This window comes from Aeromonas allosaccharophila (genome assembly GCF_000819685.1).
Classification (GTDB): Bacteria; Pseudomonadota; Gammaproteobacteria; order Enterobacterales; family Aeromonadaceae; genus Aeromonas; species Aeromonas allosaccharophila.
In genome coordinates, this window is the sequence record NZ_CDBR01000014.1 from 1 (window position 1) to 18,259 (window position 18,259).

Sequence of the window (18,259 nt, forward strand, 5' to 3'; positions counted from 1 at the left end):
CCGATGGTCGAGCGAGCCGCGCCGGTAAGGTGATGAACATCAGTGATCGTGCGTTCTTCATGTAACAGCAAGATGGCCATCAAGCGACGAGCATGCCCTTTATCACGCATAGTATGGATGATTTTGTGAATGCGGTGCCGTTGTGGTCGTAGCAGGGGTGGTAGGATAGGCATCAACTCAGTCCTTTGAGTGCGGCTTGTTTGGTTTGGCGACTCATGAGATCGCACAAACTGGACTGAGTTCCCTTCCTCCAGTGATCTACTATTCGGAACAGCTATTTAGCGTATATAAGATATAAGAGACCTCGATTAGGGCTGGAACATTCTATGCATAAATGTTGGTTACTTGCCCTGTCACTTCTTACTCAGCCGTGCTGGGCACAGGCATGGCTGCTCCAACAACAAGATGAGGGGGTCATGCTGTGGAGCCGCCCCCACCCGCGAGGCCCATTTGTTGAGTTACGCTTAGAGATGCGAGTAGCCGCCACGTCGTTGACCTTGCTCGATGTGTTACGGGATACCGAACATCATAAAAGGTGGTTGCCGGAAAGCCGTGAAATGCGGCTGTTAGCACGGCCATCCCCCAATGAAGATATTGTCTACACCCGGTTGTCCGCACCTTGGCCACTGGAAGACCGAGAGTTGATCACCCACTCGCAGCTGACCCGAACAGCGGATTGCACACTGAGGTTAAAGGTATGGGCAGTACCGGATGTGCTAGTGCCGCATGTGGGGTTAAAGCGCATCCGCATCAGTGAGGGAATATGGGAAGCGATACCCCAGCCTAATGGCTCAACACTGGTACGTCTTGAAAGCTATACGGACCCGGGTAGTAACCTGCCTGGCTGGCTGGTTAATCCTGTAGCAATGAGGGCTGCCGTAAGAAGCTTTAAAGCTATTCGCCAGTTGATGGAGGCCAAGCCATTTCATCCTTGCACTTTAGTAAGACAAGAGATGCTCCTCCCCGCCACTTTGTTGGCATTTTGCACCCATAATGCCCCTTAAGGCGTTGATAGCCCGTTTGCGAACGCAGCCCTCCCTTCATTAATTTGGCCACTCGGTGCTTGCCGTAGGCTTCCCCCCGTCACGAAGGTCGCGATGGATCTTTCGATAACCTTAGACAGCACCACTTTCCAGCCAGGATTGCTTGACCAATCCGATCCGTCGTTCGTCGTCCTGCTGTCGTGGCGATGTAGGCTGTTTCAGCCACGCATAGAAGCCACTTCGGTGAACCCCCAATGGTAACAACACTGTACCGGTCAAGTCGGGAGGTTATGAACGCGTACCTTTCCTTGACTCGCAGGCAAAGTACCCGGCTTGCGCTCCTCGGTGACTTGGTGCCGTTCGGCTTTCAGACGGCGGATATCGGCTTACATACAGGGCAAACTTTCATCCAACTCAAAGCAGCGGAGTAATGTTCAAGGATGGTATCGCATGTATGGAGATGGTATTCACCTGACAGTTGCCCACAAAAGGGAGTGGTCATACGGCTTCAAACCGGATAACAAAACGGTACCCCTACCGTGTTATCCGGAGTCACCGTATGACCACCAACGAGAAAGTAGCACGTCGTAAACTCAGCCTGCTAGAGCTCGCCAAAGAGCTCAATAACGTCAGAAAAGCCTGCAAGCTCATCGGCTACAGCCGCCAGCAGTTCTACGAGATTCGCCGTAACTACCAGACCTATGGCGCCGAGGGCTTGCTCGACAAACTCCCCGGCTGTAAAGGCGCTCATCCCAACCGGGTCGCTCCCGAGATTGAGCAAGCCATCCTCGATTACTCTCTCACCAGACCAACCCATGGCCCGCTGCGGGTCGCGCAAGAACTGGCTCTGCAAGGCATCAACGTCAGTGCGGGCGGTGTGCGTGGCGTGTGGCAACGTCACGACTTGCTCTCCAAGCATGACCGCTTGTTGCGCCTCGAGAAAACCCATAGGGAACAGACGATTGAGCTCAATGACGAGCAGATCCGCCTGCTCGAGCGCTTCAGCCCCGAGTTTCGCGAACGCCAAATTGAGGTTCACTACACCGGGGAACTGGTGGCGGTCGACACCTTCTTCGTCGGCGCGCTCAAAGGGGTTGGCAAGGTGTATCTGCAAACCGTGCTGGACTGCTACAGCCGCCACGCCTGGGGACGGCTCTACACCAGCAAGCTGCCGGTGACCTCGGTTCATGTGCTCAACGAAACGGTCCTGCCGTTCTTCGAAGCCCATGAGGCTCGGGTCTATACCATCTTGTCGGACAACGGGCGCGAGTTCTGTGGGCGCCCTGACCATCATCCCTACGAGCTGTTCCTGCAACTGGAGGGGATTGAGCACCGGACCACCAAGGTACGCAGACCGCAGAGCAACGGCTTTATCGAGCGGCTACATCGTACCCTGCTGGATGAACACTTCCGTATCAAGGGGAGGACAACCTGGTATGAGTCGGTAGAGCAGATGCAGACAGACCTGGATAGCTACCTGGAGCACTACAACATCCAGCGGCCACATCAGGGCAGGATGATGGAAGGACAGACTCCCTACAGCATGTTCAAAAAGGGTCTGAAATTGATACCGAAGGAAGTGCGCACTAAAGTAGCGTAAACAAGACACCGGTTTGAGGCCGGTGTCAGGTGATAACTAGATCTGTACAGCTCCGCTCAGTTCACTTGTCGCCTGACAGGGGATCTCCTGTTGGGACTTGCCCATCTGACTCTCTAGGTTGGTTGAGTCAGAGGATCAGCTCCCCGGATTCGCTGAAAATTTCGGATTTAGTCAATAACCCACTAAAATTCCACAATAATTAAATTTTTTCCTACACTCAGACTAACGCTCACAGGGATGTCACTATGAACTTATCCATTAAAAACAAGCTGGTCTTGGCTATCGGGATCATCATCCTGGTGATCACCGGCCTGCAAGTCTGGTACAACACCTCACAACTGCGCACTGAAACCCAGAGACTGGTCTGGAGCATCATTGACGAAAGCTCCATGGCCAACGTCAAGGGTATCTCCAACTGGGTCGATGCCCGCATCAGCATGGTCAGTACCACCAAGGAAGCATTCACCAAAGAAGATGAACCCATCAGCCATCTGGCCCAAGCCATGAATGCCGGTGGCTTTGAGGGGGTCTATGCCGGTACTGCTGACGGCAAGATGCTCGAGAGTACCCCCTCCGGCCTGCCAGCCGATTATGACCCCCGTCAACGCACCTGGTACAAGGATGCAGTTGCCGCCGGTAAACTGGTCATCACTGCGCCCTACGCCGATGTCTCTAACGGCAGTTTGATCGTCACCATCGCCGAGCCATTCCAGCGTGGCAACACCCAGGGGGTTATCGCCGGAGATGTCTCTATCAGCGCCCTTATCTCGGACATTCTGACGGTCACTACCGAGGGGACTTACGCCATTCTGGTCGACAGCAACGGCACCATCATCGCCCACCCCGATGCCTCCCTGAGTCTGAAACCCGCCACAACGCTAGCCCCCGAGTTGACCGCGTCTTACATCAATCAGATCGCTCATGACGGTACGATCAACGAGCTGGTGATCAGCGGTAAGAAAGAGGTCTTTGACTTTAACGCGATCCCCAACACCAATTGGTATTACGGCATGATGGTGGATGACGAAACCGCTTACCAGTCGGTACGCCGCATGGTCACCTCCTCACTTATTCAGGGACTTATCACCATATTGATCGTGGCTGGCTTCTCCTATGTCGCCATCAACAGCTCGCTAGCGCCTCTGAAAACCCTGGGCGAGGCAATTGCCGATCTCTCCCGTGGCAACGGCGATTTGACCCGCCGCCTCAAGATCGAGCGTGAAGATGAGGTGGGCGCGGTTGCCAAACACGTCAATACCTTCATTGAGCGGCTCCATGCGATGGTGCAGGACATTTCCAACTCCTCCGGCCAACTCAACCAGCAGGCCAAGTCCTCCCACAGCATGGCGGAGAAGGCCAATGAGGGGCTGGCTCGCCAGCAAAACGAGATCACTCAGATCGCCACTGCGGTCCATGAGATGTCGGCAACTGCGGTCGATGTTGCCAGCAACGCCGAGCAAACTGCCGAAGCGGCCCGCAGCTCCTCCAGCAGTTGCGAGCATGGCAAACAGGTGATCGCCCGCAACCAGCGCTCCATCACCGATCTGGCCACCCAGGTGGAACAGGCCTCCAACATCATTCAGGAACTGGAGAAAAACGCTCAGGAGATCAACACCATCCTCTCCACCATTCAGGGCATCGCCGAGCAGACCAACCTGCTGGCGCTCAACGCCGCCATCGAAGCGGCGCGTGCCGGTGAACAGGGCCGTGGCTTTGCGGTAGTGGCCGACGAGGTGCGCGTTTTGTCACAGCGTACCCACAGCTCGACTGTCGAGATCCGCAGCATGATCGAAACCCTGCAACGCAATACCCAGGGAGCGGTCAGCACCATGCACGAAGGCCAGCAGCTGGCCCAGAACAGCGTGGATGACGCCAACAACGCCACCCATGCGCTGGAGCAGATCACCACCTCGATCAACCAGATCTCCGACATGGCGACCCAGATCTCCAGCGCAGCCGAAGAGCAACGAGCCGTCACCGACGAGGTAAGCCGCAACATTCAGGCGGTCAAAGATGTCTCGGACGAACTGGCGTTGGATGCAGACAGTTCACGTCATCTCTCTGAACAACTTAAAAATATTTCGGATGAACTGAGTAATCAGGTCGGTATGTTCCGCATTTGAGTATGAGTAAAGGGGGCGTATATGCCAAATGCCACTCAGTTAAGGCTCCAGAGGCCGCTCCCCTGATGTGTAAAAATCCGAAACCTTTTGATTTGGTTTCGGATTTTTTATGCTTATCGACTAAGGAAGAGGCGAACAAGTTGATTGCTCCTTCATCATAATCAGCCTACTCACGTTTATAATTTCATTACTCCATTCGCACCGTCCTAAAAACATCCGATTACATCTCTATCTTGTTGATATGAAACTGATATATCCATAGCTTACATTAAGTAACGTTAAAAACGTTTGCCATAGTTCTTACATGTGATTGAATATTCGCCGCTCAATTTTTGAGCATGCAAAGGTTATGGATATTAGAATGGATAGTGCAATGTTGTTGCCTGCGGAAAATGCGGGTCATACGAGCCCACCTCGTATGACCCTTTTATTATCTCGTCTGCAATTTGGGGCGAAGATGAATGTTTTGATGGGACTTATGTTGTTGTTAAGTCTCGGCGGTGCATTATTCAATGCGCTGTCAGCCAAGGATTCGGTGAGTGAGGCCCTGGAGTTTGGCCTGCAAAGTCAGGTGGAAAGTTATGCCGGAATCTTGGGCGATCTGAACAGCCGTATGGACGATCAGCAGTTTCACATCGAGGCTCGTGCCATTCTCAGCAAAGCACGATGGGGTGAGGGGCAAAGTGGTTACTTGTTCTTGGCTGACAAGCAAGGGCGCTTGGTGATCTTTCCGGCCAAACCGGAAAATGAAGGTAAGAGACCGAGTCCAGCTCGGGTGAATGAAACCGGCCGGGACATAACAGAGTCATTCTCAGATGTGATCCGGGATCAGCAGCCGGCATTTATACACTATGACTTCCAGAAGCCAGGAAGCACTCAGGTCCAAGGCAAGTCAACCTATCTGGTGCCAGTTGGCGAATATGTGTTGGGTTCGGGTATCTATCTGGACAGTGCCGATGCCGCTTTCTCCGCATACATGTGGAACAGTGTGAAATGCGTGTTGCTGACGATGCTGTCACTGGTACTTGTGGTCAAGCTGATTGCCAATACAATCCGTTTGCAAGTCCGCCTCTCGCTTCAAGGGTTGCAGCGCATTTCGGAGAGGATTTTGGATCACCAGGTTCCAATCTGGGGGCAAGATGAATTTTCCGCCATCAATCGAGAGCTGGAACAGACGCGCACTAATCTGGCAGAGCTGCTGTTCCTGCAACGTGGCAGTGCGGAAACATTGGCAGCAGCCTCAATTCAAATGAATACCGGTGTGCAGCAGGTCTCCCAGGCGGTCCATGAACAACACGGTCATTTGAACGAATTGGCGTCAGCTATGGAAGAAATGAGTGTCTCGATCCGTGATGTAGCTAATCAATCCCAGCACTGTGCTCTTGAAACGCGGGACGCAGATCTTTGTGCCCGAGGCGGAGAGCAGGAGATCACCAAGACGATTGGTTCGTTGCAGGGGTTGTGTGAGGAACTTACTCTCAGCGCTAAAGTCATTGATGAGGTGGAGCAAAAAGTACTGGTGATCAATCAGGTCGTTGATACCATCAATGGCATCTCGGACCAGACCAACCTGCTGGCGCTCAATGCGGCCATTGAGGCTGCTCGAGCAGGTAGCCATGGCCGCGGATTTGCCGTGGTTGCCGATGAAGTTCGTCAACTGGCGGGCCGTACACAACTGGCAACTAAAGAGATTGCTAGCATGATCGAGGCACTACGGCACAACACCCAACATGCGGTGTCGCGTATGGGAAGTTCAGTTTCCCAGGCTGAATCCGCCATGGCCGAGGCCCACATTGCCGAAGCCGCTTTCTCCCGAATTGCCAGCCAGACCAACCAGCTGAGCGAGCGTACCGACATGATTGCTACCGCAGCCGAGCAGCAAAGCCAAGTTGCCCAACAGGTGACGGGCGCCTTGAACCATATCCGAGAGGCGGTAGAAGAAACCGGGCGGGTGTTGGGTGAACTGACAATTGCCAGCAACTCACTTTCCAGCGAGGCCCATGGGCTGGAACAGGAAGTGAATCGCTACCGCTTACCAGGTTGAGCCGAAAGGAATACATAAATGTATAACGCGCCGAATGGCGTGTTTTTATTAGGGCTATTAACCCGGTTCCCATTGTGTTTCTAAATAACTAATTTTCTGCATTCCGCAGCTACGCAGCGAAGAGGTGAACCACCCTTGGTTTGCTAGGCACTCTGCTGCTGGTAAACTGCGCCGGACGAATTGAACATTATGTCTACCAATTCAAGATTACACCTAAAAATACACAAAAATAATTCCAACACTCAGGCTGACGCTCCAAAGGATGCCACTATGAATTTATCCATTAAAAACAAGCTGGTCTTGGCTATCGGGATCATCATCCTGGTGATCACCGGCCTGCAAGTCTGGTACAACACCTCACAACTGCGCACTGAAACCCAGAGACTGGTCTGGAACATCATTGACGAGAGCTCCATGGCCAACGTCAGGGGGATCTCCCGCTGGGTAGACTCCCGCATCAGCATGGTCAGCACCACCAAGGAAGCATTCACCAAAGAAGATGAACCCATCAGTCATCTGGCCCAAGCCATGAATGCCGGTGGCTTTGAGGGGGTCTATGTCGGTACAGCTAACGGCAAGATGATTGAGAGTAACCCCTCCGGCCTGCCAGCCGATTATGACCCCCGTCAACGTCCCTGGTACAAGGATGCGATGGCAGCAGGCAAACTGGTCATCACTGCGCCCTACGCCGATGTCTCTAACGGCAGTTTGATCGTCACCATCGCCGAGCCGTTCCAACGCGGCAACACCCAGGGGGTTATCGCCGGAGATGTCTCTATCAGCGCCCTTATCTCGGACATTCTGACGGTCACTACCGAGGGGACTTACGCCATTCTGGTCGACAGCAACGGCACCATCATCGCGCATCCCGATGCCTCCCTGAGTCTGAAACCCGCCACAACGCTAGCCCCCGAGTTGACCGCGTCTTACATCAATCAGATCGCTCATGACGGACAGATCAACGAGCTGGTGATCAGCGGTAAGAAAGAGGTCTTTGACTTTAACGCGATCCCCAACACCAATTGGTATTACGGCATGATGGTGGATGAAGAAACTGCCTACCAGTCGATACGCAGCATGGTCACCTCCTCCCTCATTCAGGGACTCATCACCATATTGATCGTGGCTGGCTTCTCCTATGTCGCCATCAACAGCTCGCTAGCGCCTCTGAAAAACCTGGGCGAGGCAATTGCCGATCTCTCCCGTGGCAACGGCGATTTGACCCGCCGCATCAAGATCGAGCGTGAAGATGAGGTGGGCGCGGTTGCCAAACACGTCAATACCTTCATTGAGCGGCTCCATGCGATGGTGCAGGATATCTCCAACTCCTCCGGCCAACTCAACCAGCAGGCCAAGTCCTCCCACAGCATGGCGGAGAAGGCCAATGAGGGGCTGGCACGCCAGCAAAACGATATCTCCCAGATCGCCACAGCGGTCCACGAGATGTCCGCAACAGCCATCGAAGTCGCTAACAACGCCGAGCAAACCGCCGAAGCGGCCCGCAGCTCCTCCAGCAGTTGCGAGCATGGCAAACAGGTGATCGCCCGAAACCAACGCTCCATCACCGATCTGGCCACCCAGGTGGAACAGGCCTCCAACATCATTCAGGAACTGGAGAGGAACGCCCAGGAGATCAACACCATCCTCTCCACCATTCAGGGCATCGCCGAGCAGACCAACCTGCTGGCGCTCAACGCCGCCATCGAAGCGGCGCGGGCCGGTGAACAGGGCCGTGGCTTTGCGGTAGTGGCCGACGAGGTGCGCGTTTTGTCACAACGTACCCACAGCTCGACTGTCGAGATCCGCAGCATGATCGAAACCCTGCAACGCAATACCCAGGGAGCGGTCAGCACCATGCATGAAGGCCAGCAACTGGCCCAGAACAGCGTGGATGACGCCAACAACGCCACCCATGCGCTGGAGCAGATCACCACTTCGATCAACCAGATCTCCGATATGGCGACCCAGATCTCCAGCGCAGCCGAAGAGCAACGGGCCGTCACCGACGAGGTAAGCCGCAACATTCAGGCGGTCAAAGATGTCTCGGACGAACTGGCAGTGGATGCAGACAGTTCGCGCCATCTCTCTGAACAACTTAAAAACATTTCGGGTGAACTGAGTAATCAGGTCGGCATGTTTCGCATATGAGTATCAATAAAGAGGACCGCCAGACACCAATGCCAGTAAATTAAGTATTCGTTTGTGTGACTAGATGTTCAAAATTCAGAATATCGAAGAACATTTCTACAATTAAAGGGTTCACTAGGCTCTAGCCCTGCCGGCAAGCAATAACAAGAGGGAGGCATCATGCCTCCCTCACTCTTTAGCACTGAACAATTAAAAAATATCCGCCTCACCAAAGTGACATCTAACTGTCATTAATGGCTCCTATGATATTTCACTTATTTTTTCATAACGATAGATAAGGATTATCATGACTTTCCCGCGCTCTTCTTATGTTGCTTTGGCCGTCTCGCTGGTCTTGCTTGGCGGCTGCCAGTCAGAGAACGAATCGTCTGCCGACAGCCAAGGCAAAACAGCCTACCAATACAGCACCAAAGCGGTCTACAGCCCGCAGCAGCAGGCAGAGAGCTACGAGCCAGCACCTCAAGGGTTCAGCCCGGTCTTTACCGAGATGGTGGCGCGCCACGGCTCACGTTCACTTTCCAGCCCGAAATATGACGTGCTGACCAAGCTGGTATGGGAAGAGGCGCAGCGTCAGGGGGCGCTCACCACCCTCGGGCTGGGGTTGGGAGGCAAGGTCGATCTGGTGACGGCCGCCAACCAGAAACTGGGCTATGGCCTACTCTCGGCGCTGGGCAAGGAGGAGCACGCCAATCTCGCTACCCGACTGGCGGTGCGGCTACCGACCCTGCTCAACAGCAGCGAGCCCCACTGCATCAAGGTGGTCACCTCGGGCAAGGACAGGGCCAACGAAAGCGCCTTCTACTTTATGGAGAGCCTCAAGCGCGACGTGAACTATGTCAGCGACTCGGCGCAGTGTTACCTCACGCAGGATGGCCCCTCGAAGATCGACAAAAAGCTGGTCAACAAGTTCGAGCTCTACTTCCACAAGACTACGCCCGAGGGGGATTACGCCCACTACCTGCCCGCCTATGAGAGCTACCAGCGCTTTATCGGCGACGAGGATGCCGGGATAGCCCCGGCCCCCGAGCTGGCCAAGGCGCTGGATCAGCTTAAAAACCTGAGCAAGACCAAAGAGATGGCCCGCAGCATGCTGGAGCGTATCTACAGTAAGGACTTTGTCGACTATCTGGCGGGCGGTGTCGAGTTTGTCGCCGTCAACCCGGAGGATGGCGGCATGACCTATGTGCGCGACGAAGTGGATGCCGCCCTGATGCTCTACAACCTCTTTATCATCGGCCCCGGCATGATCCGCGAAGCGCAGGCACAGGGCAGCGAACCCTGGGCGCTGGAGCAGTTCCTCACTCCGGAGGAGTCGGCCTGGTTCTCCTACCTCTCCGATGCGGAAGATTTCTACGAAAAGGGGCCGAGCTTTGCCAACCAGAGCGCCCCCTACGCCATTGCCCAGCCGCTGCTCGACGGCCTGTTTGGCGAGGTGCAACGTCAGGTGGTGGAAGGCGAGCAGAGCCGACGGGCCACCCTGCGCTTTGCCCACGCCGAAGCCATTATCCCCCTCGCCGCCCTGATGAAACTGGAAGGTAGCCGTCAGGGGGCCAGCCCGGATCAGCTGTTCAGCCAGCAGAACAACGAGTGGCGCGGCGGCTGGGTCTCCCCCTATACCGCCAATATTCAGTGGGATATCTATCAGAACAGACAGCGGCAGGTGCTGGTCAAGATGCTCTACAACGAAAAAGAGATCGCCTTTAAAACCGGCTGCCAGCCCTACCAAAGCGGCAGCCACTACTACGACTTCGAGGAGCTCAAGCGCTGCTACGGCTTTAACATAACTCAGTAAGGGGTCATCAGGGGGAGACTGAGATCTCCCCTATTCTCACTTTTTTCATTAGCTTTGGCTTGGATAAGCACCAATTTTTCACACTCGTACAGGCGCTAACTTCGTGTAACGTTCAGCATCTTTATTTAGAGGGCAGAGTAATCCACTTAAATTAGACATATGTCATACAATAATCTATTTTTTTGTACTCAAAAGACTGGCATAGTACTACTGCTTCGAACAAATATGAGAAAAGATAGCAAGGATGCACACTCTTCATCAAACCTCTAAAACTCACCTCCCTCGCTTAGATGCGTTACGCCATCTTCAAGCGCTTGATTCTCCAACAGAAGAGCGTTTCATTCGTATAACTAGAATGGCTCGCAATATTTTTGATGTGCCGATAGCCCTAATCTCATTCGAAGACAATGAACGTGAGTGGGCCAAGCCTTGTTATGGTCTAAACATCCATGAACCCCTCCCTAATTTTTCTTTTTGTAAACATGGTTTTCTCAAAGAACGCATGATTGTTATTGAAGATGCTACTAAACACCCGTGTTACTATAATAATCCAATGGTTATAGGTGAGCCATACATTAGATTTTATGCTGGGCACTCATTAGTAATAACCGATGGGTTGCATATCGGTTCATTGTGTATCATAGATAGTAAGCCCAAAGTTTTTGGAGATAAAGATAGATCTTTACTCTCAGACTTGGCATTAACTGTTGAAAGCGAGTTGCGCGCAGTCCAAATGGCAACGATAGATGAATTGACTGGGCTAACTAATAGGCGAGGTTTTATTCTTCAGGCTGAACAGTGCTTGCAACATGCATTTAGAACAAAGCGGCCCCTTTCACTTTTATTTATAGATTTGAATAAATTCAAATCTATAAATGATATATATGGTCATGATGTCGGAGACGATGCATTGTGTCAAGCAGCTCGCTTAATAAATATTATATTTAGAAATGCGGATATCTGTGCTCGATTAGGTGGTGATGAATATGTGGTTTTACTCCCAGAAACTAACATTGACAATATTAATTCTATTAATCGGAGAGTAATTAAAGCCTTCGATGAGTTCAATAAACATTGTAGCAAGGCCTATACCCTATCTTGCTCTATAGGTGTTGTTAGCTATGATGCAACTACACCACCCGACCTAAACTTGTTGCTCCGTTTGGCGGATGAGGCTATGTATCGTTGTAAGCACAATTTATGAATTATAAGCTCCCTGTTAGCACATGATTAAAGAGCGCAGTTAACTAGCGTGACAATAATATGCAATAATGGAAATAACAAGACAATTCCTATTCATGTACATTTTGAAATTATAATCACTTAATAGTTCGATTATGTGCCCATACAGTAACCGCAACTCTAGATTTTAAATTTAGTTTTCTTAGAATATTCCTCACATGTATTTTTACCGTCCCGTGAGAAATAAATAATAATTTTGAAATGACTTTGTTTGAATGACCTTCAGCAAGAAGTTTTACTACATCAATTTCTCTATGACTTAATGATTTAATAATACCAATATCACTTTCTGATAATAAACTTGACATCGTTTTATTGTTTAGCTGAGGGCTTTCAACTGATGTATCTGCACATATACTCTTAATGCAGCTGATTAAATCAAGCGGTTCTATATCTTTTGAAAGATATCCATTGGCTCCGAACCTAAACGCTTCTACAACATCAATTTCCAAATCTGATTCTGTGAAGATAACAACTTTGCTTTTTATTTTCTTTGCTCTAATTTTCTTTAGCGTGTCTAATCCATTAAGTACTGGCATTTTAAGGTCAAGCAATATTAAATCTGGTTCATATTCTACTGCTAGCTCTAATCCTTCTTTACCATTGCTAGCCTCCGCGATTACGGTCATAAAGCAATCTGTTGAGAGTGTAGTTTTGACTCCTGCTCGCAATATAGAATGGTCATCTATAAGCAAGACTTTTAATGCTTGCATTTCTTCGATTGAAACTATGTTATCCATAACTACATTCTCAATGCCATGTTAGCTTCATACTACACCATGAATGCACAAAAAACTATAAATCAACCTCTTAACCTGCATGCCGGATGAGGCTATATCATAGCACATAGCTATGTATTTCTAAAATTTCGCCCTCAGTCGTTTGACTAGAAATACTAGCTATAAAATATGAGTATCAACGGCATGATTAGGATTTTAAAAATGGAGTAGCAGTTTCTCATATGCATTTCAAATAAATATTTAATGAACATGGACTTTATAATGCATATGACTAAATGAAATTTAGTTTCACATTACAATATTAGAGCATAATTAGAGCTTTTTCTACATTAATGCCAAATGACAGTACTCCAATTACTTGCCCTTTATACCATACAGGATAATTTAATCGACATAAAAATAACTTACTAGATGCATCAAACTCAATCGATGGCATTTTAAACCGATTATTGCTCTGGTCGAATCGCCCTAGTGAATTGATGTGTCTGTATTCATTGGCCATTTTTAGGGTTTCGATGATCTTTTCTTCATCTCCTTGCCAGTAATCAGATGTTAGGTTACTCGCAGCAGTTAAGACACCTCGCTCATCCGTCAACATGATTTCAGTTATATATGGAGTTTGAATTGTCAAACCCTTCAATGACCTTGAAATGGTTGAGTTTAGTATGTTCGTTATCCAGCTTGGTGCGAATGAGTTATTTTCTACCATAGAACGCCATAGCTGGTCTCGTTGTAATATAGCTTCTATTTTTATGTGTTTATTTTTCAAGTTTGCTAATTTCAGTGTATTGATTAACTCCTGGCTTTTCAAAAGTGAACGATACATTCTATTTACAGCAACTTCAATTGTTTCTTGTTCACTGGCGGATAAGAATAGATTTGATTGGTTGCACTCTGATATTTTACTATTAAACATATCTATAATTGACGGGTGTTCAAGTAAGACATGGTTGGCTATATACACGCCCATGGGTGCATACTTTTCAAATCGTTTATGAAGAAGTAAGTTTAAACTTATATCAGACTTATTTAATTCACGAACCACACTTTCATCTGCGAGAAATAAATCAATTCGTCGCCTCTGTAATAATTTTAATAAACTATCTGAATTATTAACTGATTGATATATGGGCATATTATTTCTTAACAGCCATGTTTCTTGGCTACTTCCTCTTAGCACGCCTATTTTACTTTTATTTAATGCGTCATGAGTTTTCCTAGATATTGACGAGAGACTAAACCAGTACCACTTATCCAAAACTATTGGCGCACTGAGTTTTGCGTATTTATTAATATTAGGCTGATCTATAGAACTGAAGAAACCACTGGAGCGCCCCATAACTAAATCTAATTCTGCGCGCTTGGGGGGAACTATCTTAAATTGATATTGAACGCCTATCTTATCCAAAACACATTTTACAGTATCCACTGCGTAACCTTTGAGGTTGCCATCCTCAACGGTTTGGTATGGAGGTGCTAGACTGGTTTCAAGGCGTAAATTAGCCGGAGTCGCGGCATAAACAACCTGCAATAATACTATTAAAACACACAGCATGGCTGTAGTAACTCTCATCACATAAGACCCATTGATAATTAGTTGTTTTTATCTGGTTTTTTGTGATCTAACTCAACATAGAATCAGAATCGAGATCACTCTTCTGAATATAGCGGCCGTTTTGATTATGGGCTAGGGCAACCGTGATTTCAGATAGTAAGTGCAATACCCTGGCCCGAGGACGGGGCTTCTCGCGCAAAAAGTGATGAGATTCAGCGGCACATTCGGTTAAATCAACCCCCTTGATGCTCGAGTGACAGATTAACTCATATCATCAGTCAAGAAATCCACAAGGGTACGTGTTGTCACAGGCAAATGCTTGCGCGAAGCATACAGCGCATAAATTCCAAGTTCAGGCATGCTGTAACCTGGAAGCAAATGCACCAATGCACCTGCGCTAATGTGAGCAGTAGTGGTAAATGCCGGCAAATGGGCTATTCCCTCCCCTGCCAGTGCCGCATGCAGCAGCACCATAGTATCATTCGCCGCAAAGTTACCGGATACCGATACCTCCTCAAACTCATGACTCTCTAAAGAGTCCGAAGGAGTGCCGAAACGCCAAATGTTGCCGAGGCGCGTATGGTTCAAACAATTGTGCTTAATCAGATCGATTGGCTTAAGTGGTATACCTTTACGCGCCAAGTAGCTGGGCGCGGCACAGACAACCGAGGGACAACAAGCCAACAGCCGCGCAATCACCCCCGGCGCCAACTCATTGCCAACTTGGATGGCCAGATCAATTCGTTCTTCAATCAGATTGACCGCACGATCAGCTAACACCATTTCGACTGAGGTTTTGGGGTATTGTGCCGCATATCGTGACATGGCCCCAGCCAGATAAGATTGACCAAAAGAAATGCTGCTAGCAACGCGGATCAAACCATGCGGTTCCGCATTCTTGCTCATCACTACGGAGTCAATCTCATCGGTCAGTAACAGAACCTGACGACAGTACGGCAGAATGTCGTTACCGGCACTGGTTAGCCCCAGACTTCGACTAGAGCGATGCAGCAAACGAATCCCAAGCGATTTCTCCAGAGAGGCGATATAGCGCGTGGCCATCGCCCGCGATATATCCAACTTGTTTGCCGCAGCAGTGAGGCTACCTAAATCGACGACATCCACAAATACCCGCATTGCAAAGAAGCGATCCATAAACCACCTATAATGTTCGGAATGTGCAACCTTGTAATGCACATCCTGGTGTTTATTTGTCCGAATTTCGCAACCATAATTCATTTCATACTGTATTCACAAAGGAATGATCACCTTGAATAAACTTTTAGCCGTCATCGTCGCCTCTTTACTCATCTTAGGAAGCACGGCTCACGCTGAAACACCGCCACTGGTGGCTTCGATGCACAGTACTGTTTCGCCCTCGCTAACCGGTTGTCCGTCAACGACGATTGACCAACTTTTCAACGAGTTCGGTCGTACCGGTAAGATGCCACCGGAACTTGGACGCTGGCTCAACGAGCCGCAGGAACAAATCATTGAGCCGTATCAGGCATTCGATAATGTCTATAACGTTGGCATTTGCTGGGTTTCAGCCTGGTTGATCAAGACCAGCGATGGTCCGGTCCTGATTGATACGCTGTATGGGATGTATACCGACCAGCTGATTGAAAACATCAAAAAGATAGGGGTTAATCCAGCCGACATCAAACTAGTGTTGCTAACCCATGGTCACTTCGATCATGTCGGTGGCGTATCCAAAATAAAGGCGCTGACCAATGCAAAATTTGTTATGACGGCAGAAGGCTGGCGCGAAGCTCAAGCTGACGCTCAAAAATCGCAAGGCACACCGGAAGCATGGGCGATGCCTGCTGCTGCTGACATTATTGTTAAAGATGGCGACGTGATTACCGTGGGAGATACCAAGTTCTACGCCTACGCAACGCCTGGCCATACTTGGGGGACCACCTCGTATGCAGTGGATGTAAAAGACGGCGATAAAATCCATCGTGCTATCACGATAGGAGGATTGGGATTAAATGCGATTGATGGGATCACACAGGTCGAGGCTTACATCAACAGCGTAGATCGCATCAAGGCTATGGTTAATGCTTCGCAAAATCCGATTGAGGTGCATCTGACTATGCATCCCTTCAGCACCGGCCTCACCGAAGCTAAAGAGCTGCTGAAAACACGTAAGCCTGGTCAGCCACATCCGCTGGTTGATTCAGCTGGTCTGAACAAGCAATTAAACACTCTTCGTGCCGGAGCTGTAGAGAGACTTGCGGTCGAACAGGAACGAGCGAGCAAGCAGACGCCGAACAATTAAGAGCCTATGGGCGATTCACAGGTCAGTGAACAGGATTATATAGGTAACACCACTTTCTAATCAGTTCAACTCCCCGTCATTCATAATGCGGATTGTGGAATGAGCCGAATGAGGGCTATTATCGACTCACAATACGAGCCGAATGGGGTGTCAATTCGGCTCATTTTTGGCATTGCACTGCTTGCCCGCGACACAGAATCAACGAGGTTATCGATGGCAGCAGACTGGATTTGGCAACACGAGGACTGGCCACATTTTTGCTGGCAAGATAAGCAGTTACTGCCACGGCAACGCCAAGCGCACCGTAATCTGGGGTTGCTCCAGGGCCTTCACTTATCAGTTCACAACACAACACTGGCGCATCAGACACATGCCCTAGATACGCTGCTGGCCAATGTCGTCGCGTCCTCAGCTATCGAGAATCAGAAACTGAACACGCAGTCGTTGCGTGCATCTCTGGCATGTCGCCTCGGGATAGTGGAGCAGTCCCCCTACCCTACCTCAGTTAGATCCGAGGGACTGACCGCGATGATTGTGGATGCAATTAACAGCGATGAGCAGTTGACGCTTGAACGCCTGCTGCAATGGCATCGCTGGCTTTTTCCCGCAGATGACCGGAGATCGCATCATATACGCGTTGGCCAACTGCGTGGTGATGAGCCGATGCAGGTGATATCCAGAGCACGAGATCGACTGACCGTGCATTTCGAGGCACCACCACGAGAGGGGCTGGAGGAGGCATTGGCGACATTTGTCGACTGGTTCAATACCAGTTTCGATGATCCCTGCCTAGATCCATTACTGCGAGCCGCTATCTGCCATCTCTGGTTTGTCACGTTACATCCGTTTGATGACGGTAACGGACGGATTGCCCGAGCCCTCACCGATCTTGCACTCTCTCAGGCCGACAACCAGAGCATCAGTCTGTATGCAATTTCGACAGTGATTTTTGAGCGTCGAGCTGATTACTATCGCGCTCTGGAGCAGACTCAGAGAGGAGGCTTGGATGTCACAGAGTGGCTGGTTTGGTTTTTGGACACACTCAACGTCACGCTGGAACAGGCACAACAATCATGCACCCAAACTCTGGCCCGGCAACGTTTCTGGCAGCAACACGCTAATGACCAATTGTGCCCTGAACAGGTAATGATCCTGAACTATTTGATAGGCAGTGATGATGATCGCTGTTTGCAGAGCATTAGTGCCAGTCAGTATCAAATTATTGCTCAGGTGAGCAAATCTACAGCCACGCGCCATCTTACTGATCTACTGGAAAAAAACTGCCTAGAAAAAGAGCCTGGTGGAGGCAGAAACACACGATATCGGCTCAAATTGACACCTGAAAAGTAAGCCAATTTATAATATGAGGTGGGTGATTACTGGATTTGCCCCATAGAGCCAGACACTTGCACCTTGTCCATGAATGCTAACTTGTAGGGGGGGAGTGCCGATCGGATTCTCGCCTTCTCAGTTAGTTCCATCCCGAAGCATCGATTTGGGCAAGAACGCCCCGCATCTTTATTCATCACACCGAAAGAGCAAGCAGAGTTCGCTATATTTTGCAAGATCACTCGAGCATATGATGAAAATACTTCTCATTTTGCTGTTCAAGCTATCCTAAGGGTCCCGTAAGAAATCACTAATCTATCCTCACAGAGTGAACATCTTCAGGTGATAGAACCTTTACTCGTGTATACGTGAACTTTATCATTAGGCACATCACACTTTAAGGTAGCTATTTAATTTAG

12 protein-coding genes and 2 pseudogenes are annotated in these 18,259 nt (G+C 49.8%); 9 read left to right on the plus strand and 5 right to left on the minus strand.

What is annotated here, in order from left to right; all coding sequences use genetic code 11:
- Positions 1–173 (minus strand): annotated as a pseudogene (locus tag BN1115_RS22110) (IS630 family transposase); the annotation flags it as partial.
- Between the two features lie 243 nt (positions 174–416).
- Here BN1115_RS22110 and BN1115_RS21480 point away from each other — a divergent pair.
- Positions 417–1,004, plus strand: a complete 588-nt coding sequence (locus tag BN1115_RS21480) for an START domain-containing protein (protein ID WP_341833828.1) — start codon at positions 417–419, stop codon at positions 1,002–1,004.
- Here the strand turns inward: BN1115_RS21480 and BN1115_RS21485 are convergent.
- Positions 976–1,369 (minus strand): annotated as a pseudogene (locus BN1115_RS21485) (IS3 family transposase); the annotation flags it as partial. The gene BN1115_RS21480 and the pseudogene BN1115_RS21485 overlap by 29 nt on opposite strands.
- Before the next feature lie 173 nt (positions 1,370–1,542).
- On the opposite strand from BN1115_RS21485, the gene BN1115_RS02960 reads away from it, so the two are divergent.
- The 6 genes from BN1115_RS02960 (at position 1,543) to BN1115_RS21490 (ending at position 11,894) form a co-directional block, all read left to right on the plus strand.
- Positions 1,543–2,583, plus strand: coding sequence for an IS481-like element ISAs19 family transposase (locus BN1115_RS02960; protein WP_042656007.1), 1,041 nt, complete (start codon positions 1,543–1,545; stop codon positions 2,581–2,583).
- Positions 2,584–2,828: 245 nt separating this feature from the next.
- Entirely contained in the window at positions 2,829–4,706 is a 1,878-nt protein-coding gene (locus BN1115_RS02965; protein ID WP_041212095.1) for a methyl-accepting chemotaxis protein, read from the plus strand.
- Positions 4,707–5,067: 361 nt separating this feature from the next.
- On the plus strand, positions 5,068–6,750 hold the full coding sequence (locus BN1115_RS02970; protein ID WP_042656008.1) for a methyl-accepting chemotaxis protein: 1,683 nt from the start codon (positions 5,068–5,070) through the stop codon (positions 6,748–6,750).
- 270 nt (positions 6,751–7,020) lie between these two features.
- Entirely contained in the window at positions 7,021–8,898 is a 1,878-nt protein-coding gene (locus tag BN1115_RS02975) for a methyl-accepting chemotaxis protein (protein WP_042656009.1), read from the plus strand.
- A 286-nt stretch (positions 8,899–9,184) separates the two neighbouring features.
- Positions 9,185–10,690 (plus strand): histidine-type phosphatase, encoded by a 1,506-nt coding sequence (locus BN1115_RS02980; RefSeq protein ID WP_042656010.1) that lies wholly within the window; start codon positions 9,185–9,187, stop codon positions 10,688–10,690.
- A 244-nt stretch (positions 10,691–10,934) separates the two neighbouring features.
- Positions 10,935–11,894, plus strand: a complete 960-nt coding sequence (locus BN1115_RS21490; protein WP_080768679.1) for a sensor domain-containing diguanylate cyclase — start codon at positions 10,935–10,937, stop codon at positions 11,892–11,894.
- Between the two features lie 115 nt (positions 11,895–12,009).
- Here the strand turns inward: BN1115_RS21490 and BN1115_RS21495 are convergent, their stop codons facing one another.
- From BN1115_RS21495 to BN1115_RS02985, 3 genes are all read right to left on the minus strand, one after another.
- Positions 12,010–12,672 carry a response regulator gene (locus BN1115_RS21495; RefSeq protein ID WP_080768678.1) on the minus strand — a complete coding sequence of 221 codons (663 nt, stop codon included), beginning with the start codon at positions 12,670–12,672 and terminating at the stop codon, positions 12,010–12,012.
- Positions 12,673–12,973: 301 nt separating this feature from the next.
- Positions 12,974–14,245 (minus strand): substrate-binding periplasmic protein, encoded by a 1,272-nt coding sequence (locus BN1115_RS21500; protein ID WP_080768677.1) that lies wholly within the window; start codon positions 14,243–14,245, stop codon positions 12,974–12,976.
- Between the two features lie 243 nt (positions 14,246–14,488).
- The gene (locus BN1115_RS02985; RefSeq protein WP_042656021.1) at positions 14,489–15,382 is read right to left on the minus strand and encodes a LysR family transcriptional regulator; all 894 of its coding nucleotides are present in this window, start codon (positions 15,380–15,382) and stop codon (positions 14,489–14,491) included.
- 115 nt (positions 15,383–15,497) lie between these two features.
- Between BN1115_RS02985 and blaCAR the strand changes: the two genes are divergently transcribed.
- A complete protein-coding gene (gene blaCAR, locus BN1115_RS02990; RefSeq protein WP_201902264.1) occupies positions 15,498–16,511 on the plus strand; it encodes a CAR family subclass B3 metallo-beta-lactamase in 1,014 nt (337 codons plus the stop codon).
- 213 nt (positions 16,512–16,724) lie between these two features.
- Complete coding sequence (locus BN1115_RS02995) at positions 16,725–17,861, plus strand: Fic family protein (protein ID WP_042656022.1); 1,137 nt, start codon at positions 16,725–16,727, stop codon at positions 17,859–17,861.
- Positions 17,862–18,259: the final 398 nt, after the last annotated feature.